Raw genomic sequence first — 22152 nt, 5'->3', positions numbered from 1 at the left:
AGTGACTGCCTATCTCTGGCGTGACCCGACGGTTGCGTGATCGCAGCCGTCGGTGTCAGTTATGCTTGATGCCGACCGGCCGTGCCCCATGCGCCGGCATTCATCCGACTGCCCCCATCCGCCCATGCGCCTGTTGCTCAGCCTTGTCACCCTGATGCGCCCCCACCAATGGCTCAAGAACGCCTTTGTGTTTGCCGGGCTGATGTTCAGCGAGGCCTGGAACAACGGCCCGCTGGCGCTGACGGTGCTCAACGCCTTCGCCGCTTTCTGCTGCTTTTCGAGCCTGGTCTACATCCTCAACGACTGGCATGACCGTGCCGCCGATGCCCGGCACCCGGTCAAGCGCCATCGGCCGCTGGCCAGTGGCGCGGTGCAGCCGGGCGCCGCGCTGGGACTGGCGGCGGTGTTGCTGGCGCTGGGTTTGGCTCTGGCCGCCGGCAACACCAAGCTGCTGGTGCTGCTGGGCATGTATGTCGCGCTGAACCTGGCCTACTCCTGGCGCCTCAAACATGTGCCGGTGGTCGACGTGACCATCATCGCCTCGGGTTTCATGTTGCGGCTGCTGGCCGGCACGCTGGCCGTCGGAATCCCGCCCTCGCGCTGGCTGCTGCTGGCCGGCCTGTTTGTGGCGCTGTTCCTCGGGTTTTCCAAACGCAAGGCAGAAAGTTTTCATGATGAGGCCGACCAGCGCGCGGTGCTCGAACATTACCCGCCGGCCTTGCTGGACATCTTCATGGCGGTCACCATGACGGCTTCACTGATGACCTACGGCCTGTTTGCCGCCAGTGCCGATGCCCAGAGACAGCATGGCGACCGCCTGCTTTACACGGTGCCGATTGTGGTGTTTGCACTGCTGCGTTATGCCTACCAGGTGCACCGTGGCCGCGGCGAGGATGTCTCGCGCGACCTGCTGCGCGACCCGTGGATCCTGCTGGCGCTGGCGGCCTGGCTGATGGTGTTTCTGGGGCACCGCTTTTGAGTCTGCCCGGCCGGCCGGCGGGCCGTCTGCCGCTCAAACCTTTGCTGCTGGTGATCGGCGCGGCTGCCACGGTGTATGCCGTGGTGCTCGCCGTGTTCGGAGGCAGCAGCCCGCTGGCCCCGCTGCAAGCCCTGGGATCGCTGGCCGGGGTGCAAGCCATCGCCCTGTGCCTGCTCAATTACCTGCTGCGTGGCTTGCGCTGGCACCTGTGGATGGCGCATTACGACCGGCCCTTGCCACGCCTGAAGGCGCTGAGGCTGTACCTGGCCGGCTACACCTTTACGCCGACGCCAGGCAATGTTGGCGAGGCGGCGCGCGGCCTGCTGCTGGCGCGCCATCCCCTGAGCGCCACACAAAGCCTGGCGATTTTTGGCGCCGAGCGCCTGGCCGACCTGTTGAGCCTGTTGCTCCTCTGCCTGCCAGTGGCCTGGTGGTTGGCGGGCCTGGCCGGGCCGCAAATGGTCCTGGGTCTGGCAGGGTTGGCTGTGCTGGCCACATGTGCTGTTTCCGCGCTGCTGTTCAGATTTCGCAACAGGCTGTTGCTGCGTTTTGTCTGGCTGCGCGAGGCCTGGACCTGCCTGGCCACACGGCCGCTGCAGTGGTTGGCCCTGAGCCTGGTCGCCTGGGCGGCGCAGGGCGTGGCGGTCTGGCTGCTGTGCCGCGAGGCTGGCCTGTCCTTGACTGCGCTGGAGGCCACCGGGTTTTATGCGGTTGCCATGGTGGGCGGCGCTGTGTCGCTGTTGCCGGCCGGACTCGGCGGCATGGAGGCGATTCTGACCGCCTTGCTGGTGGCCCACGGCGCGACTGCGGGCCTGGCGCTGGGCATCACGGTGCAGGTGCGGCTGGTCACACTCTGGCTGGCAGTCGCCATCGGTGCGCTGGCACTGGTCTATAGTGCCGCCATTCGCAAAGACATCAGTTTCAACTAGACCTCTTCCCATGTATTCACGCCTGAAGGCTGCGGCCGCTTCTGTTTCCGTGACCGGCTGCTGGCTGGTCGCCGCCGGCCTGCTGTCGCTGGCGCTGCGGCTGTGGATCGCCGCGACCTTCCCGATCACCGGCGACGAGGCCTTTTTTTACTGGTGGGGTGTCTACCCGGACTGGGGTTACTACGACCACCCGCCCATGGTTGGCTGGCTGATCGCGTTGATGCGTGCGACGCTGGGCGACACGCTCTGGGCCATCCGCCTGCCGGTGGTGCTGCTGCCGTTGGCGCTCGGCGGGCTGGTCGGCTGGGCCTTGGGCCCGCTGGGCCGGGAGCGCGCAGCCTGGGCCGTGCTGTTTTTCTGGCTGGCGCCGCTGAATTGGCTCAACGTCCTGATCACCACCGATACGCCGCTGATTTTCTGGTCCGTGCTGTCGGTGGCGCTGGTGATCCGCGCCGAGCGGCGCGAGCGTCTGGACCGCAGCGCCTGGATCCTGTACGCACTGGCCGGCCTGGCGTTGGGCTGCGCGTTTTTGTCCAAATATTTCTCGGTGGTTCTGGGCCTGAGCTACCTGGTGTATTTCGCGCTGTACCGGCGCGAGCGCTGGCCGGCGTTTGTGCTGCTGGTGCTGTGCGCGCTGCCGGGGCCTGCGATCAACATCGCTTACAACATGTCGCACGGCTGGTCGAACATCATGTTCAACGTCTACAACCGCAATCAGGGCGAGGCCTTCGCCTGGAGCAAGCCCTTCCTCTACCTGGCGATGCTGGCCTACCTCATCACGCCGGCGGCGGTCTGGCTGGCCTGGCGGCAGCGCAGCGCGCTGGCTGCCATCTCGCGGCAGCAGCGTCTGCTGGCCTGCCTGGTGCTGGTTCCGCTGCTGTTTTTTGCGCTGTTGTCCCTGAAGAAGGTGGTCGGACTGCACTGGGTGCTGTCCTTTTATCCCTTTGGTTTTGCGCTGCTGGCCCTGGCTTTGCCGAAGGACAAGCTCAGGTCCTGCGCGCTGGGCATGGCGCTGTTTGCCGGTCTGCATGTGATGGCGGTGGTCGGGCTCTACGCGACGTCGCTGGACGACTGGAAGGGCAGCAAGCTCTACCCCCGGATCATCCGCAGCTACAAGACCAACGAGATGCTGGCGCAGGTCAACGCGCCCGGCGTGGTGCTGATGGCCAGCGCCTACACGCCGGCTTCGATTTATGGCCACACGCTGCGCAAGTATGTGCCGGTGTTTGGCCCAGGCAACTTTCATGCGCGGCAGGACGACATGCTGGTGGATTTTTCGCTGTACCAGGGAAAAACCGTGCGTATCGTGCGCATAGATGCGCCGCAGCTTGATGAGTACAGGCCTTACTTCGACAGCGTGCAGGTGCTCAGCTTCACGCAAGACGACGTGCCTTTTTACGCGGTCGAGGGCCGGGGCTTCAAATACGCTGCTTACCGGGACGGTGTGCTGGCCACGATTTACCAGCGCTACTACAACATTCCGGCCTGGCTGCCCATGACCGGCTGCCCATTCTGCGAGCGCCTGTGCGGCCAGGTGCGATGCCAGCGGTAGGCGCGCCGCCTGAGCGCAGCGCTGCACCCGTGGAAGTGGCCGCCTTTGATTTTGATGGCACGCTGACCCGCCGCGACACCCTGCTGCCCTATTTGTGGCGCGGGCTCGGCTGGCCTCGTTTTTTGTCGGCACTGCTGCTCAGCGGGCCCTGGCTGGCTGCGTTTGCGCTGCGGCTGATGAGCAACCACCGCGCCAAGGCCCGGCTGCTGCAGGTCAGCTTCAAAGGACGTACCGAGGCGGAGATGGCGCAATGGACAGCCGTTTTTGTGGGCCACTATTTGCCCGTACAGTGGCAGCCCGACATGCTGGCGCGTTTGCGCCAGCACCAGCAACTCGGTCATTGTTGTGTGATCGTGAGTGCCTCGCCGGGTATTTATTTGCACGAAGTCGGCCGCGTGCTGGGTATGGACGCAGTGATCTGCACCGAGCTGGAGAGCCACCATGGCGCGCTCACGGGGCGTCTGGCTACACCCAATTGCCATGGCGAGCAGAAAGTGCGGCGGCTGCAGGCCTGGCTGGCGGCGCGTGGTCTGCAAAAGCCCATCGTCCTACATGCCTACGGTGACTCCAGCGGTGACGTGCCCCTGCTAAATCTGGCAGACTATGCCAACTACCAAGGCCAACCCTGGGTCCGCAAGCCGTCCGACCACCCGAACGCGCCACGGGCCTGACCATCCAGAGGTTTCTCATGAAAATCATCGACTCCATCGTCACCCAGGCCGCAGGCATTGCGGCCGTGCGCCGCGACATCCACGCCCACCCCGAGCTGTGTTTTGAAGAAGTGCGCACCGCCGATGTGGTGGCGCAAAAACTCACGGAGTGGGGCATCCCCATCCACCGCGGCATGGGGACCACCGGTGTGGTTGGCATCATCAAGAACGGCACATCGGCTCGCGCGATCGGCCTGCGCGCCGACATGGACGCACTGCCCATGCAGGAGTTCAACACCTTCGACCATGCCAGCAAAACCGCCGGCAAGATGCACGCGTGTGGCCACGACGGCCATACCGCCATGCTGCTGGCGGCCGGTCAGCACTTTGCGAAGAACCGCAACTTCGACGGCACGGTGTATCTGATTTTCCAGCCGGCCGAGGAGGGTGGGGGAGGCGCGCGCGAGATGATCAAGGACGGCCTGTTCGAAAAATTTCCGATGGACGCGGTGTTCGGCATGCACAACTGGCCGGGCACACAGGTCGGCAAGTTTGCCGCCAGCACCGGGCCGGTGATGGCTTCGAGCAACGAATTCAAGATCACGATTCGCGGCAAGGGCGGCCATGCGGCGTTGCCGCACAACGGGATTGACCCGGTGCCGGTGGCCTGCCAGATGGTGCAGGCTTTCCAGACCATCATCAGCCGCAACAAGAAGCCGGTGGATGCGGGTGTGATTTCGGTCACCATGATTCATGCCGGCGAGGCCACCAACGTGATCCCGGACAGCTGCGAGTTGCAGGGCACCGTGCGTACCTTCACGCTGGAAGTGCTGGACATGATCGAAAAGCGCATGCAGCAGGTTGCCGAGCATATCTGCGCAGCCCATGACGCCGAGTGTGAATTCGCGTTTGTGCGCAACTACCCGCCGACCATCAACCACGCCAAAGAAACCGAATTTGCGCGCAAGGTCATGGCGGAAATCGTCGGTGAGGCCAATGTGATTGCCCAGGAGCCGACCATGGGCGCAGAAGATTTTTCCTACATGCTGCAGGCCAAGCCTGGCTGCTACGTTTTTATTGCCAACGGCGACGGCGCGCACCGCGAGATCGGCCACGGCGGCGGTCCCTGCATGCTGCATAACCCGAGTTACGACTTCAACGACGACCTGATCCCGCTGGGAGCGACCTTCTGGGTGCGGCTGGCCGAGAGCTGGCTGACCAGGGACGCCGCATGAGCGGTGTGATTGACGCATTTTCTGCAAGTTACGCCGAAGCCCGCACCAAATTCCTCGAAGCTGCCGCTGCCGCCGAATTGACGGTGGACACGCATTTGCATCCAGAAGCGGGACGCGATGGTGAGGTGTTGGCCATGGATGTGGTGCGGGACGGCCCGGCCGATGCACGTGCCCTGCTGATCGTCAGCAGCGCTTGCCATGGTGTGGAGGGTTACTGCGGCTCGGGGGTACAGATCACGGCTTTGCGCGACGCCGAATGGCGCACCAAGGCCAGCGCGCAAGGTGTGGCGGTGCTCTACATCCATGCGCTCAATCCCTATGGTTTTTCGCACATCCGGCGCACCACCCATGAAAACGTGGATCTGAACCGCAACTTCCACGATTTTTCACAGCCGCTGCCGGTCAATGAGGCCTACCGGGAGATCCAGCCCCTGCTGCTGCCCGAGGTGTGGCCGCCGACCGCCGCCAATGTTGCTGCCACAGACCGCTACATCCAGGAGCGCGGCATGGATGCCTACCAGGCGGCCATCACACGCGGCCAGCATGAGTTCGACAAGGGCCTGTTCTTCGGTGGCACTGCGCCGACCTGGAGCAACCAGACCCTGCGCCAGGTGCTGCAGACCCATGCGCGTTTTGCACGCCGCGTGGCCTGGATCGACATCCACACCGGCCTGGGCCCCAGCGGGGTTGGCGAGCGCATCTGCGCCTGCCGCGACGACAAGGAGGCGCTGGCCCGCGCGCGCGTCTGGTGGGACAACGGCGGCAAGACGCCGGTGACCTCGATTTATGACGGCTCGTCGAGCTCGGCCTTTTTGACCGGCCTGATGTGGAACTCGATTTACGAGGAATGCCCGGATGCCGAGTACACCGGCATTGCGATGGAATACGGCACCCTGCCGCCGTTTGAGATGATGCAGGCGCTGCGTGCCGAGCACTGGCTCAATCTGCACCCCGAGGCGCCTGCCGCGCTGGCCGCGCAGATCAAGCAGCAAATGATGGATGCGTTTTACGTCAGCACCGACGACTGGAAGCAGCAGGTACTCACGCAGGCGCGGCAGTCGCTGTTCCAGGCGGTGGATGGGCTGAGTTCTTAGCTTTTTTTGGCTCTAGCCCATGACTGGTGGGCGCTGGTAGCTATAAAAAGCATAGCGTCAAGGCCTTTTTGGGTCTAGTCTTCCAGCTCGGCCTTGGCCATCTCCACATCCAGGCGCTCCATCGCATCAAGCGGCTGGCTGGCAGCGGCCTGTTCGTACAGCTTGGTGGCTTCCTTCATTTTCTTGTCGCCTTCAAGCATGACCATGCCGTTGGCGTACTCGATCATGGCGATCGCCGAGCTTGGGTTGAGCTTCAAGGCTTCCCTGAACAGCGCCAGGCCCTGGTCTTTCTTGGCACCGTAGGTCATGCCGCCTATCAGCGAGCCGACCTTGTCGATCACCTCGGCATGAAACGCCGCCAGCGCGATGTGCGCGTCGGCATGTTTGGGGGAAAGCTTGATGGCCTGCTCCAGGGCGTTCTTGACCTTGGTGCCCAGGCCCTGGGCCAGCGCCTTGGCGACGCTGATGCCCTGACCGTACCGGCCAAGTGCATAAGCCTGCCAGTACCAGGCGTTGGGATTCTTGGGATCCGCCGCCTGCTGGGCTTCGGCCCGCCCGGCCACTTCCATGAACAGATCCAGCTTGGCTTTCTCCTTGGTCTCCAGGTAGTTGGCGTAAATGCTGGTGGCCTTGTTTGCGACGGTCAGGCCTGCGCCACCGGCCTTTAGGCCGGCCTCAGCCGCCTTCTGGAACTCGCCGTTGTGAAACAGCACCCAGGCCTGCAACACCGCAGCCTCTTTGGGCAGCGGTTCGCAGTCGCCCTGGTGCAGGCGGGCCCAGCTCTTTTTGAGGCTGGTCGCATCGAAGGCGTAGTCGCCGGCATGGGGGAAGGCGGTCCATTTGGCCATGTTTGTCTCCTTGAATATTATTGATTGTTGACGATGGATCAGGCTGGGGTGGTGTAGGCGCCGACCAGGGCCTGCAGGTGCATGCGCTGGCCTTGCTCGAGGTAGGGGATCAGCAGATTGAGCACATGGTGGGCGCCCCGCAGCAGCGCGGCCTGCGCATTTTCAGGCTCCAGCGCCTTGCGCGGGTCGCGCACGTACTCAAAACTCAGCCAGTAGGTCAGCACCACCACCATGCTGGTGGCCGTGGGCTCGACTTCGCGGGAATCGATGCTGACGGCATTGGCCCGGCTCATGCTGTCGAGCATGGCCTTGACGGAGCGCGTCTTGTTTTTCAGGATCCACTGGAAATGGGTTTCCAGCCGGCGATTTTTGCTGAGCAGGTCATTGAGGTCGCGGTACAGAAAGCGGTATTGCCAGATCAGCTCAAACAGCGAGTGCATGAAAAACCAGGCGTCCTCGACGTCGCGAACGCTGTCGCTGGCATTGAGCAACTCGCTCAGGGCCCGCTCGTAGCGGTCGAACAGCGAGTTGATCAGCTCGTCCTTGGCGGGGTAGTGGTAGTAGAGGTTGCCAGGGCTGATCCCGAGTTCAGCGGAGATCAGCGTGGTCGAGACATTGGGTTCGCCGAAACGGTTGAACAGATCAAGCGTCACTTCCAGGATGCGTTCAGCAGTTCGGCGCGGCGCTTTTTTCGCCATGGTGGCTACCTCGTATTTTTTTCTACTCTAACGCACGGACGCGGGTCCTGGAACTAGGGAAGTCGAGTGGGCCGGCCCCAGGGCGTGGCTCACATCTTCCATGACTTCCTCCAGTGAGCGGATCGCCCGACCCAGACGGGTCGGCGCGGCAGCGGGGCTGACCAGGTGGCGGCGGGTGTCTTCCAGTACCGCCAGGTTGAGCGACACCCCGTGTCGCGCCAGTTTGGCCGAGAGGCTGGTCTTGCGCGAGCGCAGCATCTCGCGGGTCTTCTGGTAGGCGTGTTCGGCGAGTTGGCGGCGCTGGCCATAGCTGAAGGTGTTGGCCAGAAACATTTCTGCGTCGCGATGATCAGGCTCGATCAGCACGATGTCGGTATCGGGATAGGCGTGTTCGTAATGCTTCATGCCGAGCTCCAGACGCGAATGGATCATGGAGCGGAAGGTCTGGCTCAGCACCGCCGGCAAGCCACCGTCCACGATGCGCGGAATAGTCTGCTTCTGTCTGGGCAGGCCGCGCCGCATCACGCGCTGCGCCATCGACAGCTCCGGCGCCTGCGTCGCATCAAACGGCACCAGCGGGTTCAGGCAGATCATCAGGTCGATACCGCCATCCATGGCCACGCCGGCGTGCAGGGTTTTCTTGAGTGCGCCGTCCACGTAGTAGCTGTTGTCGATTTCAACCGGCGGAAACAACCCCGGCAGAGCCGAACTGGCCTGCACCGCTTTTGAGATCGGGACGTGGTCCCAGCCGGGTTGGCCAAATGGCGCGGCTTCGCCACTGTCGAGGTTGGTCGCGACCAGCGTGAGACGCGTGGCGAGTTGACGGAAGTCGTTGGTGCGGCCATTTCTGGAAAACAGGGCGCCCAGGCGGCGGTCTACTTCCTCATTGGAGAAGATGCCTGTTGGCAGGGCCGGACCCAGAGTTTCGAGCGCATGCAGCAGGGACTTCCGGCCGAATGTCGCGCGCCACAGGGCCGAGGCGGCAAGGCCCGGCAGCATGATGCTACGGCGCAGGAATTCGCCATACGCAGGCATCAGCAGCCAGGCCGGATCGAAGACCTCAGAGGCATGGTGGTCGTTTTCGATGAATGCGGCGCACAACTCGCGCGGTGTCATGCCATTGGCCAGGCCGGCGGCGATGAACCCGCCGGCCGAAACACCCACGTAGTGATGCAGTTTGGTGAAGGACAGGCCTTGCAGCGATTCGTCGAGTGCGCAGAGGGCCCCGATCTCATAGATCGCGCCCAAGGGACCACCGCCTGCCAAAGCTAGAGCGATACGCGCTCCTGAGTCCGGGCGGGTGGCCCTTTTTACCCGGCTGTCGGGGCGGCTTTTTGCTGAACGCTGGGCAGGAGTCATGGCATGGGAAGTGTAGGCGCGAGTTATGCGGGAATTTGCTGCTTTGCAGCAATGTGTTCCTGGACAAGCGGACATAAAAAAAGGACGTCAAGCGTCCTTTTTGATGTGAAGCAAATCTCAGGCGGACTTGCGTGCCGGTGCACGTTTTTTGGCGGCGGGTTTGGCGGCAGCGGATTTCGCGGCGGCACGGGGCGCAGCCTTGGCGGCCGGCTTGCTGGCCATCTTCTGCACGTTTTTGTTGAGTTCGTCAATGCGCGCGATCAGGGCATCCACATCCTTGGCGGAGGGCACGCCCAGCTTGTTCAGGGCCTTGGCGACACGTTCTTCAAAAATGGTTTCGAGCTTGTCCCACTGGTGGCCGGCCTTGGAGGTGATGTCGGTCGCCATGGTAGCCATCTTGTTGGTGGCGGTGGAGATTTTTTCTTCGGCAACAGCCTGGGTCTTGCGCTGGATGGACAGGCCTTCCTTGACCAGGGTCTCGAACACTTTGCCGCCTTCTTCCTGAGCCTTGGAGAAGGCACCCAGGCCGGCGAGCCAGATCTGTTGGGCAGACTCCTTGACGGCGCCAGACAGTTGTGGAGCGGACTTTTTATCGGCGCTCATTTTTTGCAGTTTTTTGACCATGGTGGACTCCTGATGGTGGGGTATGGTTGGACGCCGCAGGGTGGAGCAGCATAGGGACAAAATATAAGCCCAGTTGGGTGACCAGGTTTAGGTGAGGGCTCCTAGAAGCTGGATGTGCGCGGGTTTCTGCTGACCAGTGAGTGACGGGGCTTGCGCAAGAATCCTTAGATCAGAGTTACCTAGCGGAGAACACAATGCAGTATTTCGTCACGGGAGCCACGGGCTTCATCGGCAAGCGCCTGGTTAAAAAGCTTCTTGAGCGCAAGGGAGCCGTCGTGCATTTCCTGATCCGCAAGGAAAGTGCCGGCAAAGTGGAAGCGCTGCGCGCTTACTGGGGTGTGAGTGCGGCCAGGGCAGTTCCCGTGCACGGCGACTTGACGGCCAAAAAGCTGGGCGTCTCAGCCGAGGACATCAAAAAGCTCAAGGGTCAGATCGATCACTTTCACCACCTCGCCGCGGTGTACGACCTGAGTGCCGACGAGGAAAGTCAGATCGCCGTCAATGTGGAAGGCACGCGCCATACGGTTGAATTTGCGAAAGCCATCGACGCCGGACACTTTCACCACGTCAGCTCGATTGCTGCGGCCGGCCTGTATGAAGGTGTGTTCCGGGAAGACATGTTCGAGGAAGCCGAAAACTACGAGCACCCTTACTTCATGACCAAGCATGAGAGCGAAAAAATTGTTCGTAAGGAGTGCAAGGTGCCGTGGACGGTGTTCAGGCCCGCGATGGTGGTGGGCGACAGCACGACCGGCGAGATGGACAAGATCGACGGGCCGTACTACTTCTTCAAGCTGATTCAGCGCATGCGCCAGTTGCTGCCGCCGTGGATGCCGGCGGTGGGGCTGGAAGGCGGCCGCATCAACATCGTACCGGTCGATTTTGTGGTCGATGCGCTGGATGTCATCAGCCACAAGACCAGCATTGCCAAGAAGTGTTTTCACCTCGTGGACCCGGTGGGCTACCGCGTCGGCGATGTGCTCGACATTTTCAGCCGCGCTGCCCATGCGCCGAAGATGAATCTGTTCGTCAATGCTGCCCTGCTGGGTTTCATTCCGCGCGGCGTCAAGAAAAGCCTGATGGCACTGGCGCCGGTCCGGCGCGTGCGCAACGCCGTCATGGCCGACCTGGGCTTGCCCGAGGACATGTTGACCTTTGTCAACTACCCGACCCGTTTCGACTGCCGTGAAACGCTGGCTGCACTCAAGGGGTCCGGTGTGGAGTGCCCCAACCTGAAGGACTACGCTTGGCGTGTCTGGGACTATTGGGAGCGACATCTGGACCCGGACCTGCATATCGACCGCTCGCTGCGCGGCACGGTGGGCGGCAAGGTGGTGCTCATCACCGGCGGATCTTCTGGCATCGGCCTGGCGGCGGCGCATAAATTTGCCGAAGCTGGCGCGATCACCATCATCTGCGGCCGCGACCAGGACAAGCTGGACGAGGCCTGCAAGGAGGCCACAGCCAAGGGCTACCACTTCATTGCCTACCCGGCCGACATTGCCGACATGGCCGATTGCGACCGCTTTGTGCAGACGCTGATTGCCAATCACGGAAGCGTGGACTTCCTCATCAACAACGCAGGCCGCTCGATCCGCCGTGCGATCGAGGCCAGCTACGACCGCTTCCACGATTTCGAGCGCACCATGCAGCTCAATTATTTCGGTTGCCTGCGCGTCACCATGGGTTTTTTGCCCGGCATGGTGGCCAAACGCAAGGGCCATGTGGTGAATATCAGCTCCATCGGCGTGTTGACCAATGCACCGCGCTTTTCCGCCTATGTCGCGTCCAAGTCTGCGCTGGACGCCTGGACACGCTGCGCGTCCAGCGAGTTCGCCGACCAGGGCATCACCTTCACCACCATCAACATGCCGCTGGTGCGCACACCGATGATTGCGCCCACCAACCTCTACAACAATGTGCCGACGCTGAGCCCGGAAGAGGCTGCCGACCTGGTGGCCCAGGCCTGCATCTTCAAATCGGTGCGCATCGCCACGCGCCTGGGCATTGCCGGCCAGGTGCTGCATGCGCTGCTGCCCCGGGTGGCGCAGATTGCCATGAACACCAGCTTCCGCATGTTCCCTGATTCGTCAGCGGCCAAGGGTGCGAAGCCGGGGGACAAGCCGGTCAAACAGACCTTGTCGCCTGAGGCCGTGGCCTTGCAGCAGATGATGCGCGGGATTCATTTTTGAGCGATGCTCTATTTCTCCAATAGAGAATTTATTTAATCAGATAATCCTGCTTAACATGGCCGGATGTTAGATAGGCTGCGAGCCAGGCAGGAGTTTTTCCGCGTCCAGTCCAAGTTTTACCACTGGTTGGATCTTGGTATTTAGGCGCAACTTTTGTATGTTTTTCACCAGATACACGCGGTCCCTTTCGTGGCGCTGCTTTTTTTTCGACTAGGCCTAAATCAGCAACTGTGAGTTGATGCAGTGTAATTAACTCTTTTGCGGAGGCTATGGCTTGCGTACGCTCACTATTCTTCTGTTCAGCCAGTTTCTTTCGAAGTTTATTGACTTCGGCCTCGGCTTGATTGATTTGCTGTTGTAGTTCATCTAGAGTGGACATGATGAGATAGCCTTAATGAATCTTTGAAGAATATCAGAATGCATTGATATTAAGAGAGTATTCGAATTCGATTAATTTGTTGAGTTGAAAAGCTATTCTAGCGATATAAATAAGATAAGCGGGACATGCGGAGAATAGGTAAGGAGGTATATGTCCTTGGAGTAAGAATAATTAGCGATTGATGGCGACATTAATTTTCCGTAGGAAGAGTAGTGGTGCCGATAGCAGGCGTGCAATGAGTCGCTTTTTCGAAATATTGAGCCAAACTTTACCGGGATCTATGCTCCCCGTGTTACATATGAAAATTCTTCTCCTTGGAAAAAATGGGCAAGTAGGGTGGGAGTTGCAACGCAGCTTGGCGCCCTTGGGTGAGCTGATTGCATTAGATCGCCACAGCCAGGACTTTTGTGGTGACCTTACCAACCTAAGGGGTCTGGCCCAAACCGTGCAAATACTGCGCCCTGATCTCATCGTTAATGCTGCTGCCTATACTGCGGTGGACAAAGCAGAAAGTGAGCCCGAGCTAGCTCGCGTTGTCAACGCGAGCGCTCCCGGTTTGCTGGCGCTGGAAGCTCAAAAGTTGGGCGCCTGGCTGGTGCACTATTCCACCGACTACGTGTTTGACGGCAGTGGCACCGGGCCTTGGGCTGAAACTGATGTCCCTGCCCCGCTCAACGTCTACGGCCACACTAAATTGGAGGGAGAGCAGCGAATAGTAGAAAACTGTAGCAATCAGCTGATTTTCCGTACCAGTTGGGTTTACTCCACTCGCGGTGGCAATTTCGCTAAAACCATGCTTCGCTTAGCCCAAGAGCGCGAACGACTTACCGTGATTGACGATCAGGTCGGCGCCCCCACCGGGGCCGAGTTGCTGGCAGATGTAACCACTCACGCCGTCCGCCAGGTCATGTCTCCGGTGCGCCAGCGTCCCCAAGATGCCGGGATTTATCATTTAGCAGCTAGCGGACAAACGACTTGGCACGGGTATGCAAATCACGTAATCCGCCAAGCAGAGAGAGGGGTAAATGCTATTGAAATAGCGGCAAAGAACGTGGTTCCTGTACCCACCAGCGCTTTCCCCACGCTTGCTCGACGCCCGCTCAACTCTCGTCTGAACACCGATCGTCTGCAAGCTACCTTCGGCTTGACCATGCCCCCTTGGGAGTTAGGGGTGAATCGCATGCTGGCTGAAACTCTGTGACTTTGGACAGGTAGTTACTCGCGTCATTGTTCCCAGCAAGTCCGAGGCGATTAGCTGATAACCCCGCCGATGACGCATCGTTGTGATCGGGGTGCCTCGTGACGCTGTGCGCGCATGACTGCCGGGGGATGGGCTGCTGCCGGTTCCGTGGACATCAATCTAAGCTCTTTTTCAAAATTTATCGGACTGACATAGCCCAGCGTCGAATGCCTGCGCGTCGGGTTGTAGAACCGCGCGATGTAGTCAAACACATCCGAGCATCAGCGCCACCCAACGGTCCTTGGCCATCCTCACCGCCTCAAGCTTGGACTCCCTGCTGAATTTCCTTTTCGCAACCATCTGCTACCTCCAGTTTCATTTGCACCTCAACAAGGTGGCTGCAAAACCGGCAGCAGCTCGGAGCTCTATTTCCCAGAGTTCCACAGCGCCCCTGCGCCTTGGCCCACACTATTCATTGAGAAAGTGCCAGCCAAGTAGAATAAACATTTAGATGGATAGCATTGAAAATAGCGAATTTATGGACAAAACTTCAAGCCCCGACAGCCCAAGCACGCAGCTTGAGCAGAATGTTAGCGTCCTCGATATATTGGTGACATTGGCAGAAAACGCAAGGTTGCTCGTCGCCGGACCTTTGCTCGTGGGAATAATCGCTCTCGGCATTGGATACCTGCAACCCCAATCCTTTGAGAGCGTGGCCGTGCTCCAAGCAGACTCAGCCGCTGCCAGTCTGATGACGACCGCCGCTGTACTCGACCCGGTTGGCGCTAAGTTAGGGCTGGTCAAAGTCGAATCAGTCGACGAGGCCCGCCGTATGCTGCGGGAACAGATCAAGGTGACAGTAGGCCGCAACGACAAGTTGCTTACGCTCACGGTCTCTGCCTCTACGCCTAAGCAGGCTCAGGCGATCGGTAACGCGGTACTCGAACAAAGCTACCTGCGCAGCAGTCCGAAGGGGACCTCGCGGGCAAGGCTTGAAACGCAGTTGGCAGAAGCGCAAGGGCGCCTTAAAAATGCTCAAAACGCCGCAATCGGTATGCTTAAGGGCATGGAGTCGTCTTCTGGGAACGGCGCCGACCAAGTGCGCGGCTATGCTGAGCTGCTAGCCGCATCGGCCGCCGCCCAGGCCCAAATCAGCGAATTGGAGGCCAAACTCGAAGGCCTTAGTGAGTCCCAACTCGTCCAGCCGCCCACCTTACCGGAAAAGGCCAGTCACCCCAAAAAGGCGATGCAGGCCATAGGCGCCACGCTAGCGACGGGGTTGATTTTATTGCTATACGTATTCATTCGACAAGGGTTACGCAATATGGCATCAGACGCCGAGGCGGCTGGAAAGTTGGCACGCATTCAACGCGCGCTTGGCCTGAAAAAATCAGGTTATCTAGGGGGCTAAAGCCGAGTTGGTACCAAACCCATGACTATTCTTATCACCGGCGGCGCGGGCTTTATAGGCAGTAATTTTGCACTCGATTGGCTGGCCCAGTCAGATGAGTCCATTGTTAACCTGGATAAGCTCACGTACGCTGGCAACCTTGAAACTCTGGCTGGCCTGCGAGGGGATGCGCGACATACTTTCGTAAAGGGCGATATCGGCGATGCTGAACTGGTGAAAAGCGTATTGGCAAAGCATCAGCCACGCGCCATCGTCAATTTCGCCGCTGAATCCCACGTGGACCGTTCCATCCACAGTCCTGAAGACTTCATCCAAACCAACATCGTCGGGACCTTCCGTCTTCTGGAGGTTGCGCGCGCCTTCTGGAGTCATCTTGAGGGTAACGTCAAAAAAGGTTTCCGCTTTTTGCATGTTTCAACAGACGAGGTCTACGGTTCCCTGACCGCCGGCGAGCCGGCCTTTGGTGAAACCCACCGGTACGAACCCAATAGCCCATATTCGGCCAGTAAAGCCGCCAGCGACCACTTGGTGCGCGCCTATCACCATACCTATGGTCTGCCTGTTCTTACTACCAACTGCAGCAATAACTACGGACCGTATCACTTCCCCGAGAAGCTCATTCCGCTCATGATCGTTAATGCCCTCGCTGGAAAATCTCTACCAGTGTATGGCGACGGACTGCAGGTGCGCGATTGGCTGTACGTGAAAGACCATTGCAGCGCAATCCGTCGTGTATTGGAGGCGGGGCGGGTGGGGGAGGTTTACAACGTGGGCGGCTGGAACGAAAAACCCAACATCGAAATTGTCCACACTGTTTGCGCTTTGCTAGACGAACTGCGCCCCAAGGCAGATGGCAAACCCTACAAAGAACAAATCACAACCGTCAAAGACCGTCCTGGCCACGACAGACGCTACGCCATCGACGCTAGTAAATTGGAAAGCGAGCTGGGCTGGAGACCGGCGGAGACGTTTGAGTCCGGGATCCGTAAAACTGTGAAGTGGTACTTGGCCAACCCGGACTGGGTGGCGAATGTGCAAAGTGGTGCCTATCGCGATTGGGTGAGCAGGCAGTACGATTTGGTGGATGCGACCCAAGGATAAAAACATGACCCAGCGCAAAGGCATCATTCTCGCCGGAGGTTCCGGTAGTCGTCTCCATCCGGCGACCTTGGCCATCAGCAAGCAACTGCTGCCGGTGTACGACAAGCCCATGATTTATTACCCGCTCAGTACCCTTATGCTGGCGGGAGTACGCGAAGTCCTGATCATTAGCACCCCGCAAGACACACCACGGTTTGAGCAATTGCTGGGCGACGGCAGCAAGTGGGGTATGAACCTCCAATATGCGGTGCAGGTCAGCCCGGACGGGCTGGCGCAGGCTTTCATCATTGGCGAGCGGTTCGTAGGAAGTGCCTCCTGCGCCCTGGTGTTGGGCGACAACATCTTTCACGGTCACGACTTTGCACCGCTGCTGGCTGACGCCGATGCGCGGACCTGCGGCGCCACCGTGTTCGCCTATCACGTACAAGACCCCGAGCGCTACGGCGTCGTCGCCTTCGACCAGTACGGAAAAGCCAGCAGCATTGAAGAAAAGCCCGCCCAGCCTAAAAGTAACTACGCCGTCACCGGCCTGTACTTTTACGACAATCAAGTGGTGGATATCGCAAAAGCGGTTGAGCCCAGCGCCCGAGGCGAGTTGGAAATTACGGCCGTGAATCAGGCTTATCTTGACCTGGGGCAACTCAATGTGCAGATCATGCAGCGCGGCTATGCGTGGCTTGATACTGGCACCCATGACAGCCTGCTTGACGCCGGTCAATTCATCGCCACTCTAGAGCACCGCCAAGGGCTAAAGATCGCGTGTCCGGAAGAAATCGCCTGGCGCAACGGCTTCATCAACGCAGAGCAGCTCGAAACACTGGCTCAGCCACTGGCGAAGAACGGCTATGGCAAATACTTGTTGCGTTTGCTGAAGGAGGGTGCCCAGTCATGAAGGTCACCCCTACGGCCATACCCGAAGTGTTGATCATCGAGCCCAAAGTGTTCGGCGATGCGCGTGGTTCTTTCTTTGAAAGCTTTAATCAGAAGGCCTTCAACCACGCTACTGGCCTGAATTTGAACTTCGTGCAGGATAACCATAGTCGTAGCGCTAAAGGCGTATTGCGCGGTCTGCACTACCAAGTGTGCCAACCCCAGGGCAAGCTGGTGCGCGTGGTGCGAGGCGCAGTGTTTGATGTAGCGGTGGATATTCGCAAGGGTTCTTCCACGTTTGGGAGGTGGGCGGGGGTTGAACTTAGCGAGGACAACTGCAAACAGCTGTGGGTGCCGTCTGGGTTTGCGCATGGTTTTGTGGTCCTAAGTGATTCAGCTGACTTTCTTTATAAAACTACCGACTATTACGCGCCCGAATACGAGCGCTGCATTAACTGGAACGATCCTGATTTGGCTATTAGATGGCCCATCCAAGACGGACGGCCGTCACTGTCTGCCAAAGACGCCGCGGCCAGAAGTTTTGCAGAAGCTGAAGTGTTTGATAGGGACCCATATTAGAGATCTTCTGTCTCTTGGCGCAAGCCACTAGCGATCAGGTAGTCCACTGGTCAAGACGCTTAATGTTCGGCTTTTTCAGCTCAGTCGAAGGCCCAACTAGAGCGGGGGATAAAATGGACGCATATTTTGACCGACCGTCGCGTTCTGAAAAATCATAATCAATTCGAATCATGCTGAAAAATTCAACAATTCTTATCACCGGCGGCACTGGCTCTTTTGGTAACACCTTTGTGCCGATGACATTGGCCAAATACAACCCAAGAAAAATTATTATTTTCTCGCGCGACGAGATGAAGCAATGGGACATGGCCCAAAAATTTGTTGGTGATGAGCGAGTTCGTTTCTTTATTGGTGACGTACGCGACAAGGATCGTCTGTACCGCGCTCTGGATAGCGTGGACTACGTTGTGCATGCAGCGGCGACTAAGATTGTCCCTACCGCTGAGTACAACCCGTTCGAATGCATTAAGACTAACGTGAACGGCGCCATGAACCTCATCGACGCCTGCATTGACAAAGGTGTTAAAGGCGTGGTTGCGCTGTCCACAGACAAGGCCAGCAGCCCCATCAATTTGTATGGCGCAACCAAGCTCACATCTGACAAGCTTTTTGTGGCTGGTAATGCCTACTCAGGCGAACACGGCACTAAGTTTTCTGTGGTGCGTTATGGCAACGTCATGGGCTCGCGAGGGTCTGTCATACCGTTTTTCCTGTCGATTCGCGATAAGGGCGTCCTGCCCATAACCGATGATCGGATGACTCGCTTCATGATTTCTTTAGAGCAGGGGGTGGAGTTGGTTTGGCACGCATTTGAAGACATGGTGGGTGGCGAAATATATGTCAAGAAAATTCCCTCCATGAAGGTTACCGACCTGGCCCGCGTGGTGGCCCCCGAGTGCAAGCAGGAGGTGGTCGGCATCCGTGCTGGCGAGAAGCTGCACGAGCAGATGATTGGCGCAGAAGATTCTCATTACACCTTTGAATATCCCGAGCATTTCAAGATATTGCCTACCATCAACGACTGGGGCAGCAGCCCTGAGCGTATCAAGGACGGCAAAAAAGTGCCCGAAGGGTTTGTTTACAGCAGCGACAACAACACCGAATGGATGACCGACACCCAGCTACGGGGTTGGATTGAGGTCAGCCGCGAAAAAATAGGGAGTATCTGATGATCCCTTATGGTTATCAGGATATCACCCAAGCTGATATTGACGCTGTCGTATCGGTATTGCAGTCGGACTACCTGACACAAGGCCCTTTGGTTCCGCGCTTTGAGCAGGCTGTGGCTGCACATGTATCGGCCAAACACGCCCTGGCAGTCAACAGCGCCACATCCGCCTTGCACATCGCCTGCTTGGCGCTTGGGCTTGGTCCTGGTGATTGGTTATGGACCACGCCCATTACCTTTGTAGCATCGGCCAACTGCGGTCTGTATTGCGGTGCTCAAGTGGACTTTGTTGACATTGACCCATCCACCTACAACCTTTGTCCTCGGGCGTTGGAAAGCAAGTTGATCGAAGCCGAAAAAGCTGGTCTATTGCCCAAGATTTTAGTGGCTGTGCATATGTGTGGCCAACCCTGCGACATGGCGGCTATCCATTCTTTGGGTCAGAAATATGATTTCAGGATCATTGAAGACGCTTCACACGCAATCGGGGGCAAGTACAAAGGCGAGTTTATTGGCAACAACCGCTACAGTGACATCACCGTCTTCAGCTTTCACCCGGTCAAGATCATCACCACGGCGGAAGGCGGGATGGCCCTTACCAACAGCGACGAATTGGCGCGGCAGATGGCGCTGTTGCGCAGCCACGGAATCACGCGTGATCCTGAGCAGATGACGCACGTTCCCGACGGGCCCTGGTATTACCAGCAAATCGGACTGGGGTTTAATTACCGCATGACTGAGTTGCAAGCTGCTTTGGGCGTGAGCCAGATGCAGCGTCTGGATGTGTACGTCGCGCGCCGTCACGAACTGGCCAGGCGATATGACCAACTGCTGCAGGGCTTGCCCATCACCACCCCATGGCAGCACCCTGATGGCTATTCGGGAATGCACCTTTATGTGGTTCGCTTGCAACTGGACAAGATTGCGAAGACTCACCGCGAGGTGTTTGATGGACTGCGCGCAGAGGGCATTGGTGTGAATTTGCACTACATTCCGCTGTACACCCAGCCGTATTACGAACGCATGGGCTTCAAGGCGAGTGATTTTGCGCAGTCTCAACGCTACTACGCTGAGGCCATCAGCCTGCCCATGTTCCAGACCTTGTCTGAGAATCAGCAGGACAGAGTTGTCAATGCGCTGACGTTGACGATCCAATGAAACTAGCGGTGATTCCTGCACGAGGCGGCAGCAAGCGCATTCCGCGCAAAAACATCAAGTCGTTTCATGGAAAACCGATGGTGGCTTATGCGGTGGCAGCCGCGCTAACCTCAAAGGCTTTTGATAAGGTCATTGTGTCGACGGACGACGATGAGATCGCCCAAATTGCAATTGCCTATGGTGCCGAAACCCCATTTATTCGCCCCGCCGAATTGGCAGACGACCATACGCCTACTGTGCCCGTGATCGCTCATGCGATACGCACATGCCAGTCGTTGGGCTGGGATGTGAGCGAGGTCTGCTGCATCTACCCCGGCGTACCATTCATTTCTACAAACGATTTGACTCAGGCTTATAAGCAACTCGAAAGTTCGCGCGCGCATTACGTGTTTCCCATTACTGGCTTTCCCTCTCCGATTCAGCGCGCACTGCGCCGTCTACCTGACGGATCAGTGATGCCCTTTCAACCCGAATATGCGACGACACGAACTCAAGACCTTGAGTCAGGTTATTTTGATGTGGGGCAGTTCTATTGGGGGCGAAGAGATGCATGGCTCGAAGGGCTGAATATCCATCTCAACGCAACAACCCTCGTCATTCCCGAGTGGCGCGTAGTCGACATCGATACACCCTCTGACTGGGAGCGCGCGGAACTGGTTTACTCGGCACTGCTCGCCAAAGGGCTGGTGTGAGGTTCATTTTTCGAGCCGATGCCACCCAGACCATTGGGTCCGGCCATGTGATGCGCTGCCTGAGCCTTGCTCGCGAGTTGCGTCTTCGCGGAGCGCAGATATGCTTCGCTGCGCTGGAGATGCCGGCCTATCTGGTAGTGATGATCGAGGAGGAAGGTTACCGCTTTAAGCGCTTGCCGACTTCGGCGCGCTGCGACGCCGCAGCAGACGTACGTGCGACGCTTGATGGCGAGTATGGGGTGTGGGCCTGCATCTTGGATCACTATGAGCTTGGCCCGGTCTGGGAGAGTCTTGCGCAGGAGCATGCGCCGGTGCTGGCGCTGGATGATCTCGGCCGGGACCATGTGGCCCGCTGGGTCCTTGACCAAAATTTTTATGCCGAACCAGTGCGACGGTATGCTGGGCGACTAGCGAAAGGCGTGCAACCCCTGTGGGGTCCAATGTTTGCGCTTCTCCGGCCCGAGTTCGAGGCGGCAAGAAAGCAGGCCAAGGTGCGTGACCAGGGCATCCGGCGCGTCTTGGTTTTCTTCGGAGGTATGGATGCTGATAACGTGACCATCCGAGCATTGCAGGCGGTCGAGGCTGGTATGCCTGACAGCGTGGAGGTCACCGTAATTGCGGGGGCCTCCCATCCCGCGCTCGCGTCCTTGGAGGCATGGTGTGTCCAGCGTGGTACAGCTGAGTTAAAGGTGCAGGTAAAGGAAATCGCGCCCCATCTTCTGGCTGCGGACTTGGCGATCGGAGCAGGAGGCTCTAGCACATGGGAGCGCTGCGCTTGTGGCTTGCCTACAGTGACGATCTGTTTGGCCGACAACCAGCGGGAGGTAGTCCGAGAAGGGGCTGCTGCTGGGTTTCTTTTGGGTTTTGACAGCGTACCCGAGGTGGGAGAACTGGCTGAAGTGTTGCGCGTCATCGACCGGGCTCCGGGCTTGTTGGCACACTTGTCCCGACAAGCGCTGGCCGTCACCGACGCGCGGGGGGCTCGCCGAGTTGCGGATGTCTTGCTACCGCGACAGGTGCAGGTGCGTACCGCTACTGAGGCGGACGCACGGATGATCTACGAGTGGCGCACCCACGCCAGCGTGCTTGATGTGTCTCGCGTCGCCACGAAGTTTTCTTATGATGATCACAGGGTTTGGATGCGTGGAACCCTGGCCGATCCCGACCGCATCCTTTTGGTAGGGGTGCATGAGGGGCGGGATATCGGTGTGATTCGCTTCGATATTGAGGCTGGGCGCGCGGAGGTTTCAATTTTTCTTGCGCCCGATACGGCAGGAGCTGGGCTGGGCGGTGCTCTGCTGACGGTGGCGGAGCGCCAGCTTAAGGCATCTCGCCCGGATGTCCGCTGGCTGGACGCGTGGGTGAGTAAGGACAACCCGTCGTCTTTGAAGATGTTCAATCGGCTAGGCTATTCCACACGGATTAGCCGTCTTGAGAAGGAGGTCGCCTAGATG

At 59.0% G+C, this 22152-nt stretch carries 21 protein-coding genes and 1 pseudogene; 16 read left to right on the top strand and 6 right to left on the bottom strand.

The genetic code is table 11. The annotated features are described in order from the left end of the window. Positions 1-61: 61 nt before the first annotated feature. From ACH2CW_RS00880 to ACH2CW_RS00855, 6 genes are read left to right on the top strand one after another with little or no spacing between them, the layout of a single operon-like run. Positions 62-979 (top strand): decaprenyl-phosphate phosphoribosyltransferase, encoded by a 918-nt coding sequence (locus tag ACH2CW_RS00880; protein ID WP_395054887.1) that lies wholly within the window; start codon positions 62-64, stop codon positions 977-979. After that, the gene (locus tag ACH2CW_RS00875; protein ID WP_395054885.1) at positions 976-1908 is read left to right on the top strand and encodes a YbhN family protein; all 933 of its coding nucleotides are present in this window, start codon (positions 976-978) and stop codon (positions 1906-1908) included. Before ACH2CW_RS00880 ends, ACH2CW_RS00875 begins: the two co-directional genes overlap by 4 nt. A gap of 10 nt (positions 1909-1918) precedes the next feature. Further along, on the top strand, positions 1919-3460 hold the full coding sequence (locus ACH2CW_RS00870) for an ArnT family glycosyltransferase (RefSeq protein ID WP_395054883.1): 1542 nt from the start codon (positions 1919-1921) through the stop codon (positions 3458-3460). Continuing rightward, a complete protein-coding gene (locus ACH2CW_RS00865; protein WP_395054881.1) occupies positions 3448-4131 on the top strand; it encodes an HAD-IB family hydrolase in 684 nt (227 codons plus the stop codon). The genes ACH2CW_RS00870 and ACH2CW_RS00865 overlap by 13 nt, the downstream gene beginning before the upstream one ends. A gap of 17 nt (positions 4132-4148) precedes the next feature. Then, positions 4149-5345 carry a M20 aminoacylase family protein gene (locus tag ACH2CW_RS00860; protein WP_395054879.1) on the top strand — a complete coding sequence of 399 codons (1197 nt, stop codon included), beginning with the start codon at positions 4149-4151 and terminating at the stop codon, positions 5343-5345. Further along, positions 5342-6439, top strand: coding sequence for a M14 family metallopeptidase (locus ACH2CW_RS00855; RefSeq protein ID WP_395054877.1), 1098 nt, complete (start codon positions 5342-5344; stop codon positions 6437-6439). Before ACH2CW_RS00860 ends, ACH2CW_RS00855 begins: the two co-directional genes overlap by 4 nt. Before the next feature lie 74 nt (positions 6440-6513). Here ACH2CW_RS00855 and ACH2CW_RS00850 read toward each other — a convergent pair whose 3' ends face one another. From ACH2CW_RS00850 to ACH2CW_RS00835, 4 genes are all read right to left on the bottom strand, one after another. Beyond that, positions 6514-7287: a hypothetical protein gene (locus tag ACH2CW_RS00850; protein ID WP_395054875.1), complete on the bottom strand. Its 774-nt coding sequence runs from the start codon at positions 7285-7287 to the stop codon at positions 6514-6516. Positions 7288-7325: 38 nt separating this feature from the next. After that, entirely contained in the window at positions 7326-7985 is a 660-nt protein-coding gene (locus ACH2CW_RS00845; protein WP_395054873.1) for a TetR/AcrR family transcriptional regulator, read from the bottom strand. Positions 7986-8012: 27 nt separating this feature from the next. Beyond that, complete coding sequence (locus ACH2CW_RS00840; RefSeq protein WP_395054871.1) at positions 8013-9344, bottom strand: patatin-like phospholipase family protein; 1332 nt, start codon at positions 9342-9344, stop codon at positions 8013-8015. Positions 9345-9461: 117 nt separating this feature from the next. Continuing rightward, the gene (locus tag ACH2CW_RS00835) at positions 9462-9968 is read right to left on the bottom strand and encodes a phasin family protein (protein ID WP_395054869.1); all 507 of its coding nucleotides are present in this window, start codon (positions 9966-9968) and stop codon (positions 9462-9464) included. A gap of 194 nt (positions 9969-10162) precedes the next feature. Here ACH2CW_RS00835 and ACH2CW_RS00830 point away from each other — a divergent pair, with 194 nt between their 5' ends. Next, positions 10163-12160 (top strand): SDR family oxidoreductase, encoded by a 1998-nt coding sequence (locus tag ACH2CW_RS00830; RefSeq protein WP_395054867.1) that lies wholly within the window; start codon positions 10163-10165, stop codon positions 12158-12160. A gap of 28 nt (positions 12161-12188) precedes the next feature. On the opposite strand, the gene ACH2CW_RS00825 is transcribed toward ACH2CW_RS00830, so the two are convergent. Continuing rightward, positions 12189-12539: an H-NS family nucleoid-associated regulatory protein gene (locus tag ACH2CW_RS00825; RefSeq protein WP_395054865.1), complete on the bottom strand. Its 351-nt coding sequence runs from the start codon at positions 12537-12539 to the stop codon at positions 12189-12191. A 298-nt stretch (positions 12540-12837) separates the two neighbouring features. On the opposite strand from ACH2CW_RS00825, the gene rfbD reads away from it, so the two are divergent. Beyond that, the gene (gene rfbD / locus ACH2CW_RS00820; protein ID WP_395054863.1) at positions 12838-13740 is read left to right on the top strand and encodes a dTDP-4-dehydrorhamnose reductase; all 903 of its coding nucleotides are present in this window, start codon (positions 12838-12840) and stop codon (positions 13738-13740) included. 155 nt (positions 13741-13895) lie between these two features. On the opposite strand, the pseudogene ACH2CW_RS00815 reads toward rfbD, so the two are convergent. Continuing rightward, positions 13896-13997: pseudogene (locus ACH2CW_RS00815) on the bottom strand (IS3 family transposase); the annotation flags it as partial. Positions 13998-14230: 233 nt separating this feature from the next. Between ACH2CW_RS00815 and ACH2CW_RS00810 the strand changes: the two are divergent. From ACH2CW_RS00810 to pseG, 8 genes are all read left to right on the top strand, one after another. Then, positions 14231-15130: a hypothetical protein gene (locus tag ACH2CW_RS00810; protein WP_395054861.1), complete on the top strand. Its 900-nt coding sequence runs from the start codon at positions 14231-14233 to the stop codon at positions 15128-15130. Positions 15131-15151: 21 nt separating this feature from the next. Then, positions 15152-16231, top strand: coding sequence for a dTDP-glucose 4,6-dehydratase (gene rfbB / locus ACH2CW_RS00805; RefSeq protein WP_395054859.1), 1080 nt, complete (start codon positions 15152-15154; stop codon positions 16229-16231). Between the two features lie 4 nt (positions 16232-16235). Continuing rightward, positions 16236-17123: a glucose-1-phosphate thymidylyltransferase RfbA gene (rfbA, locus tag ACH2CW_RS00800; protein WP_395054857.1), complete on the top strand. Its 888-nt coding sequence runs from the start codon at positions 16236-16238 to the stop codon at positions 17121-17123. Further along, entirely contained in the window at positions 17120-17680 is a 561-nt protein-coding gene (rfbC, locus tag ACH2CW_RS00795) for a dTDP-4-dehydrorhamnose 3,5-epimerase (RefSeq protein ID WP_395054855.1), read from the top strand. The genes rfbA and rfbC overlap by 4 nt, the downstream gene beginning before the upstream one ends. Positions 17681-17850: 170 nt before the next feature. Further along, complete coding sequence (pseB, locus tag ACH2CW_RS00790; RefSeq protein WP_395054853.1) at positions 17851-18849, top strand: UDP-N-acetylglucosamine 4,6-dehydratase (inverting); 999 nt, start codon at positions 17851-17853, stop codon at positions 18847-18849. After that, the gene (gene pseC, locus ACH2CW_RS00785) at positions 18849-20006 is read left to right on the top strand and encodes a UDP-4-amino-4,6-dideoxy-N-acetyl-beta-L-altrosamine transaminase (protein ID WP_395054851.1); all 1158 of its coding nucleotides are present in this window, start codon (positions 18849-18851) and stop codon (positions 20004-20006) included. The genes pseB and pseC overlap by 1 nt, the downstream gene beginning before the upstream one ends. Then, entirely contained in the window at positions 20003-20698 is a 696-nt protein-coding gene (pseF, locus tag ACH2CW_RS00780; protein ID WP_395054849.1) for a pseudaminic acid cytidylyltransferase, read from the top strand. The genes pseC and pseF overlap by 4 nt, the downstream gene beginning before the upstream one ends. Continuing rightward, positions 20695-22149, top strand: coding sequence for a UDP-2,4-diacetamido-2,4,6-trideoxy-beta-L-altropyranose hydrolase (gene pseG, locus ACH2CW_RS00775; RefSeq protein ID WP_395054847.1), 1455 nt, complete (start codon positions 20695-20697; stop codon positions 22147-22149). The genes pseF and pseG overlap by 4 nt, the downstream gene beginning before the upstream one ends. Positions 22150-22152: the final 3 nt, after the last annotated feature.

This window comes from Polaromonas sp. (genome assembly GCF_043778355.1).
Classification (GTDB): Bacteria; Pseudomonadota; Gammaproteobacteria; order Burkholderiales; family Burkholderiaceae_C; genus Polaromonas.
Note: the sequence above shows the minus strand (reverse complement) of the source record. Positions and strands in the feature narration are given on the sequence as shown.

What these genes read in the sequence shown, in the direction of transcription:
- ACH2CW_RS00880 (WP_395054887.1), top strand. Translation starts at nt 62, where the DNA reads ATGCTTGATGCCGACCGGCCGTGCCCCATGCGCCGGCATTCATCCGAC.
- ACH2CW_RS00870 (WP_395054883.1), top strand. Translation starts at nt 1,919, where the DNA reads ATGTATTCACGCCTGAAGGCTGCGGCCGCTTCTGTTTCCGTGACCGGC.
- ACH2CW_RS00865 (WP_395054881.1), top strand. Translation starts at nt 3,448, where the DNA reads ATGCCAGCGGTAGGCGCGCCGCCTGAGCGCAGCGCTGCACCCGTGGAA.
- ACH2CW_RS00860 (WP_395054879.1), top strand. Translation starts at nt 4,149, where the DNA reads ATGAAAATCATCGACTCCATCGTCACCCAGGCCGCAGGCATTGCGGCC.
- ACH2CW_RS00855 (WP_395054877.1), top strand. Translation starts at nt 5,342, where the DNA reads ATGAGCGGTGTGATTGACGCATTTTCTGCAAGTTACGCCGAAGCCCGC.
- ACH2CW_RS00850 (WP_395054875.1), bottom strand. Translation starts at nt 7,287, where the DNA reads ATGGCCAAATGGACCGCCTTCCCCCATGCCGGCGACTACGCCTTCGAT.
- ACH2CW_RS00845 (WP_395054873.1), bottom strand. Translation starts at nt 7,985, where the DNA reads ATGGCGAAAAAAGCGCCGCGCCGAACTGCTGAACGCATCCTGGAAGTG.
- ACH2CW_RS00840 (WP_395054871.1), bottom strand. Translation starts at nt 9,344, where the DNA reads ATGACTCCTGCCCAGCGTTCAGCAAAAAGCCGCCCCGACAGCCGGGTA.
- ACH2CW_RS00835 (WP_395054869.1), bottom strand. Translation starts at nt 9,968, where the DNA reads ATGGTCAAAAAACTGCAAAAAATGAGCGCCGATAAAAAGTCCGCTCCA.
- ACH2CW_RS00830 (WP_395054867.1), top strand. Translation starts at nt 10,163, where the DNA reads ATGCAGTATTTCGTCACGGGAGCCACGGGCTTCATCGGCAAGCGCCTG.
- ACH2CW_RS00825 (WP_395054865.1), bottom strand. Translation starts at nt 12,539, where the DNA reads ATGTCCACTCTAGATGAACTACAACAGCAAATCAATCAAGCCGAGGCC.
- rfbD (WP_395054863.1), top strand. Translation starts at nt 12,838, where the DNA reads ATGAAAATTCTTCTCCTTGGAAAAAATGGGCAAGTAGGGTGGGAGTTG.
- ACH2CW_RS00810 (WP_395054861.1), top strand. Translation starts at nt 14,231, where the DNA reads ATGGATAGCATTGAAAATAGCGAATTTATGGACAAAACTTCAAGCCCC.
- rfbB (WP_395054859.1), top strand. Translation starts at nt 15,152, where the DNA reads ATGACTATTCTTATCACCGGCGGCGCGGGCTTTATAGGCAGTAATTTT.
- rfbA (WP_395054857.1), top strand. Translation starts at nt 16,236, where the DNA reads ATGACCCAGCGCAAAGGCATCATTCTCGCCGGAGGTTCCGGTAGTCGT.
- rfbC (WP_395054855.1), top strand. Translation starts at nt 17,120, where the DNA reads ATGAAGGTCACCCCTACGGCCATACCCGAAGTGTTGATCATCGAGCCC.
- pseB (WP_395054853.1), top strand. Translation starts at nt 17,851, where the DNA reads ATGCTGAAAAATTCAACAATTCTTATCACCGGCGGCACTGGCTCTTTT.
- pseC (WP_395054851.1), top strand. Translation starts at nt 18,849, where the DNA reads ATGATCCCTTATGGTTATCAGGATATCACCCAAGCTGATATTGACGCT.
- pseF (WP_395054849.1), top strand. Translation starts at nt 20,003, where the DNA reads ATGAAACTAGCGGTGATTCCTGCACGAGGCGGCAGCAAGCGCATTCCG.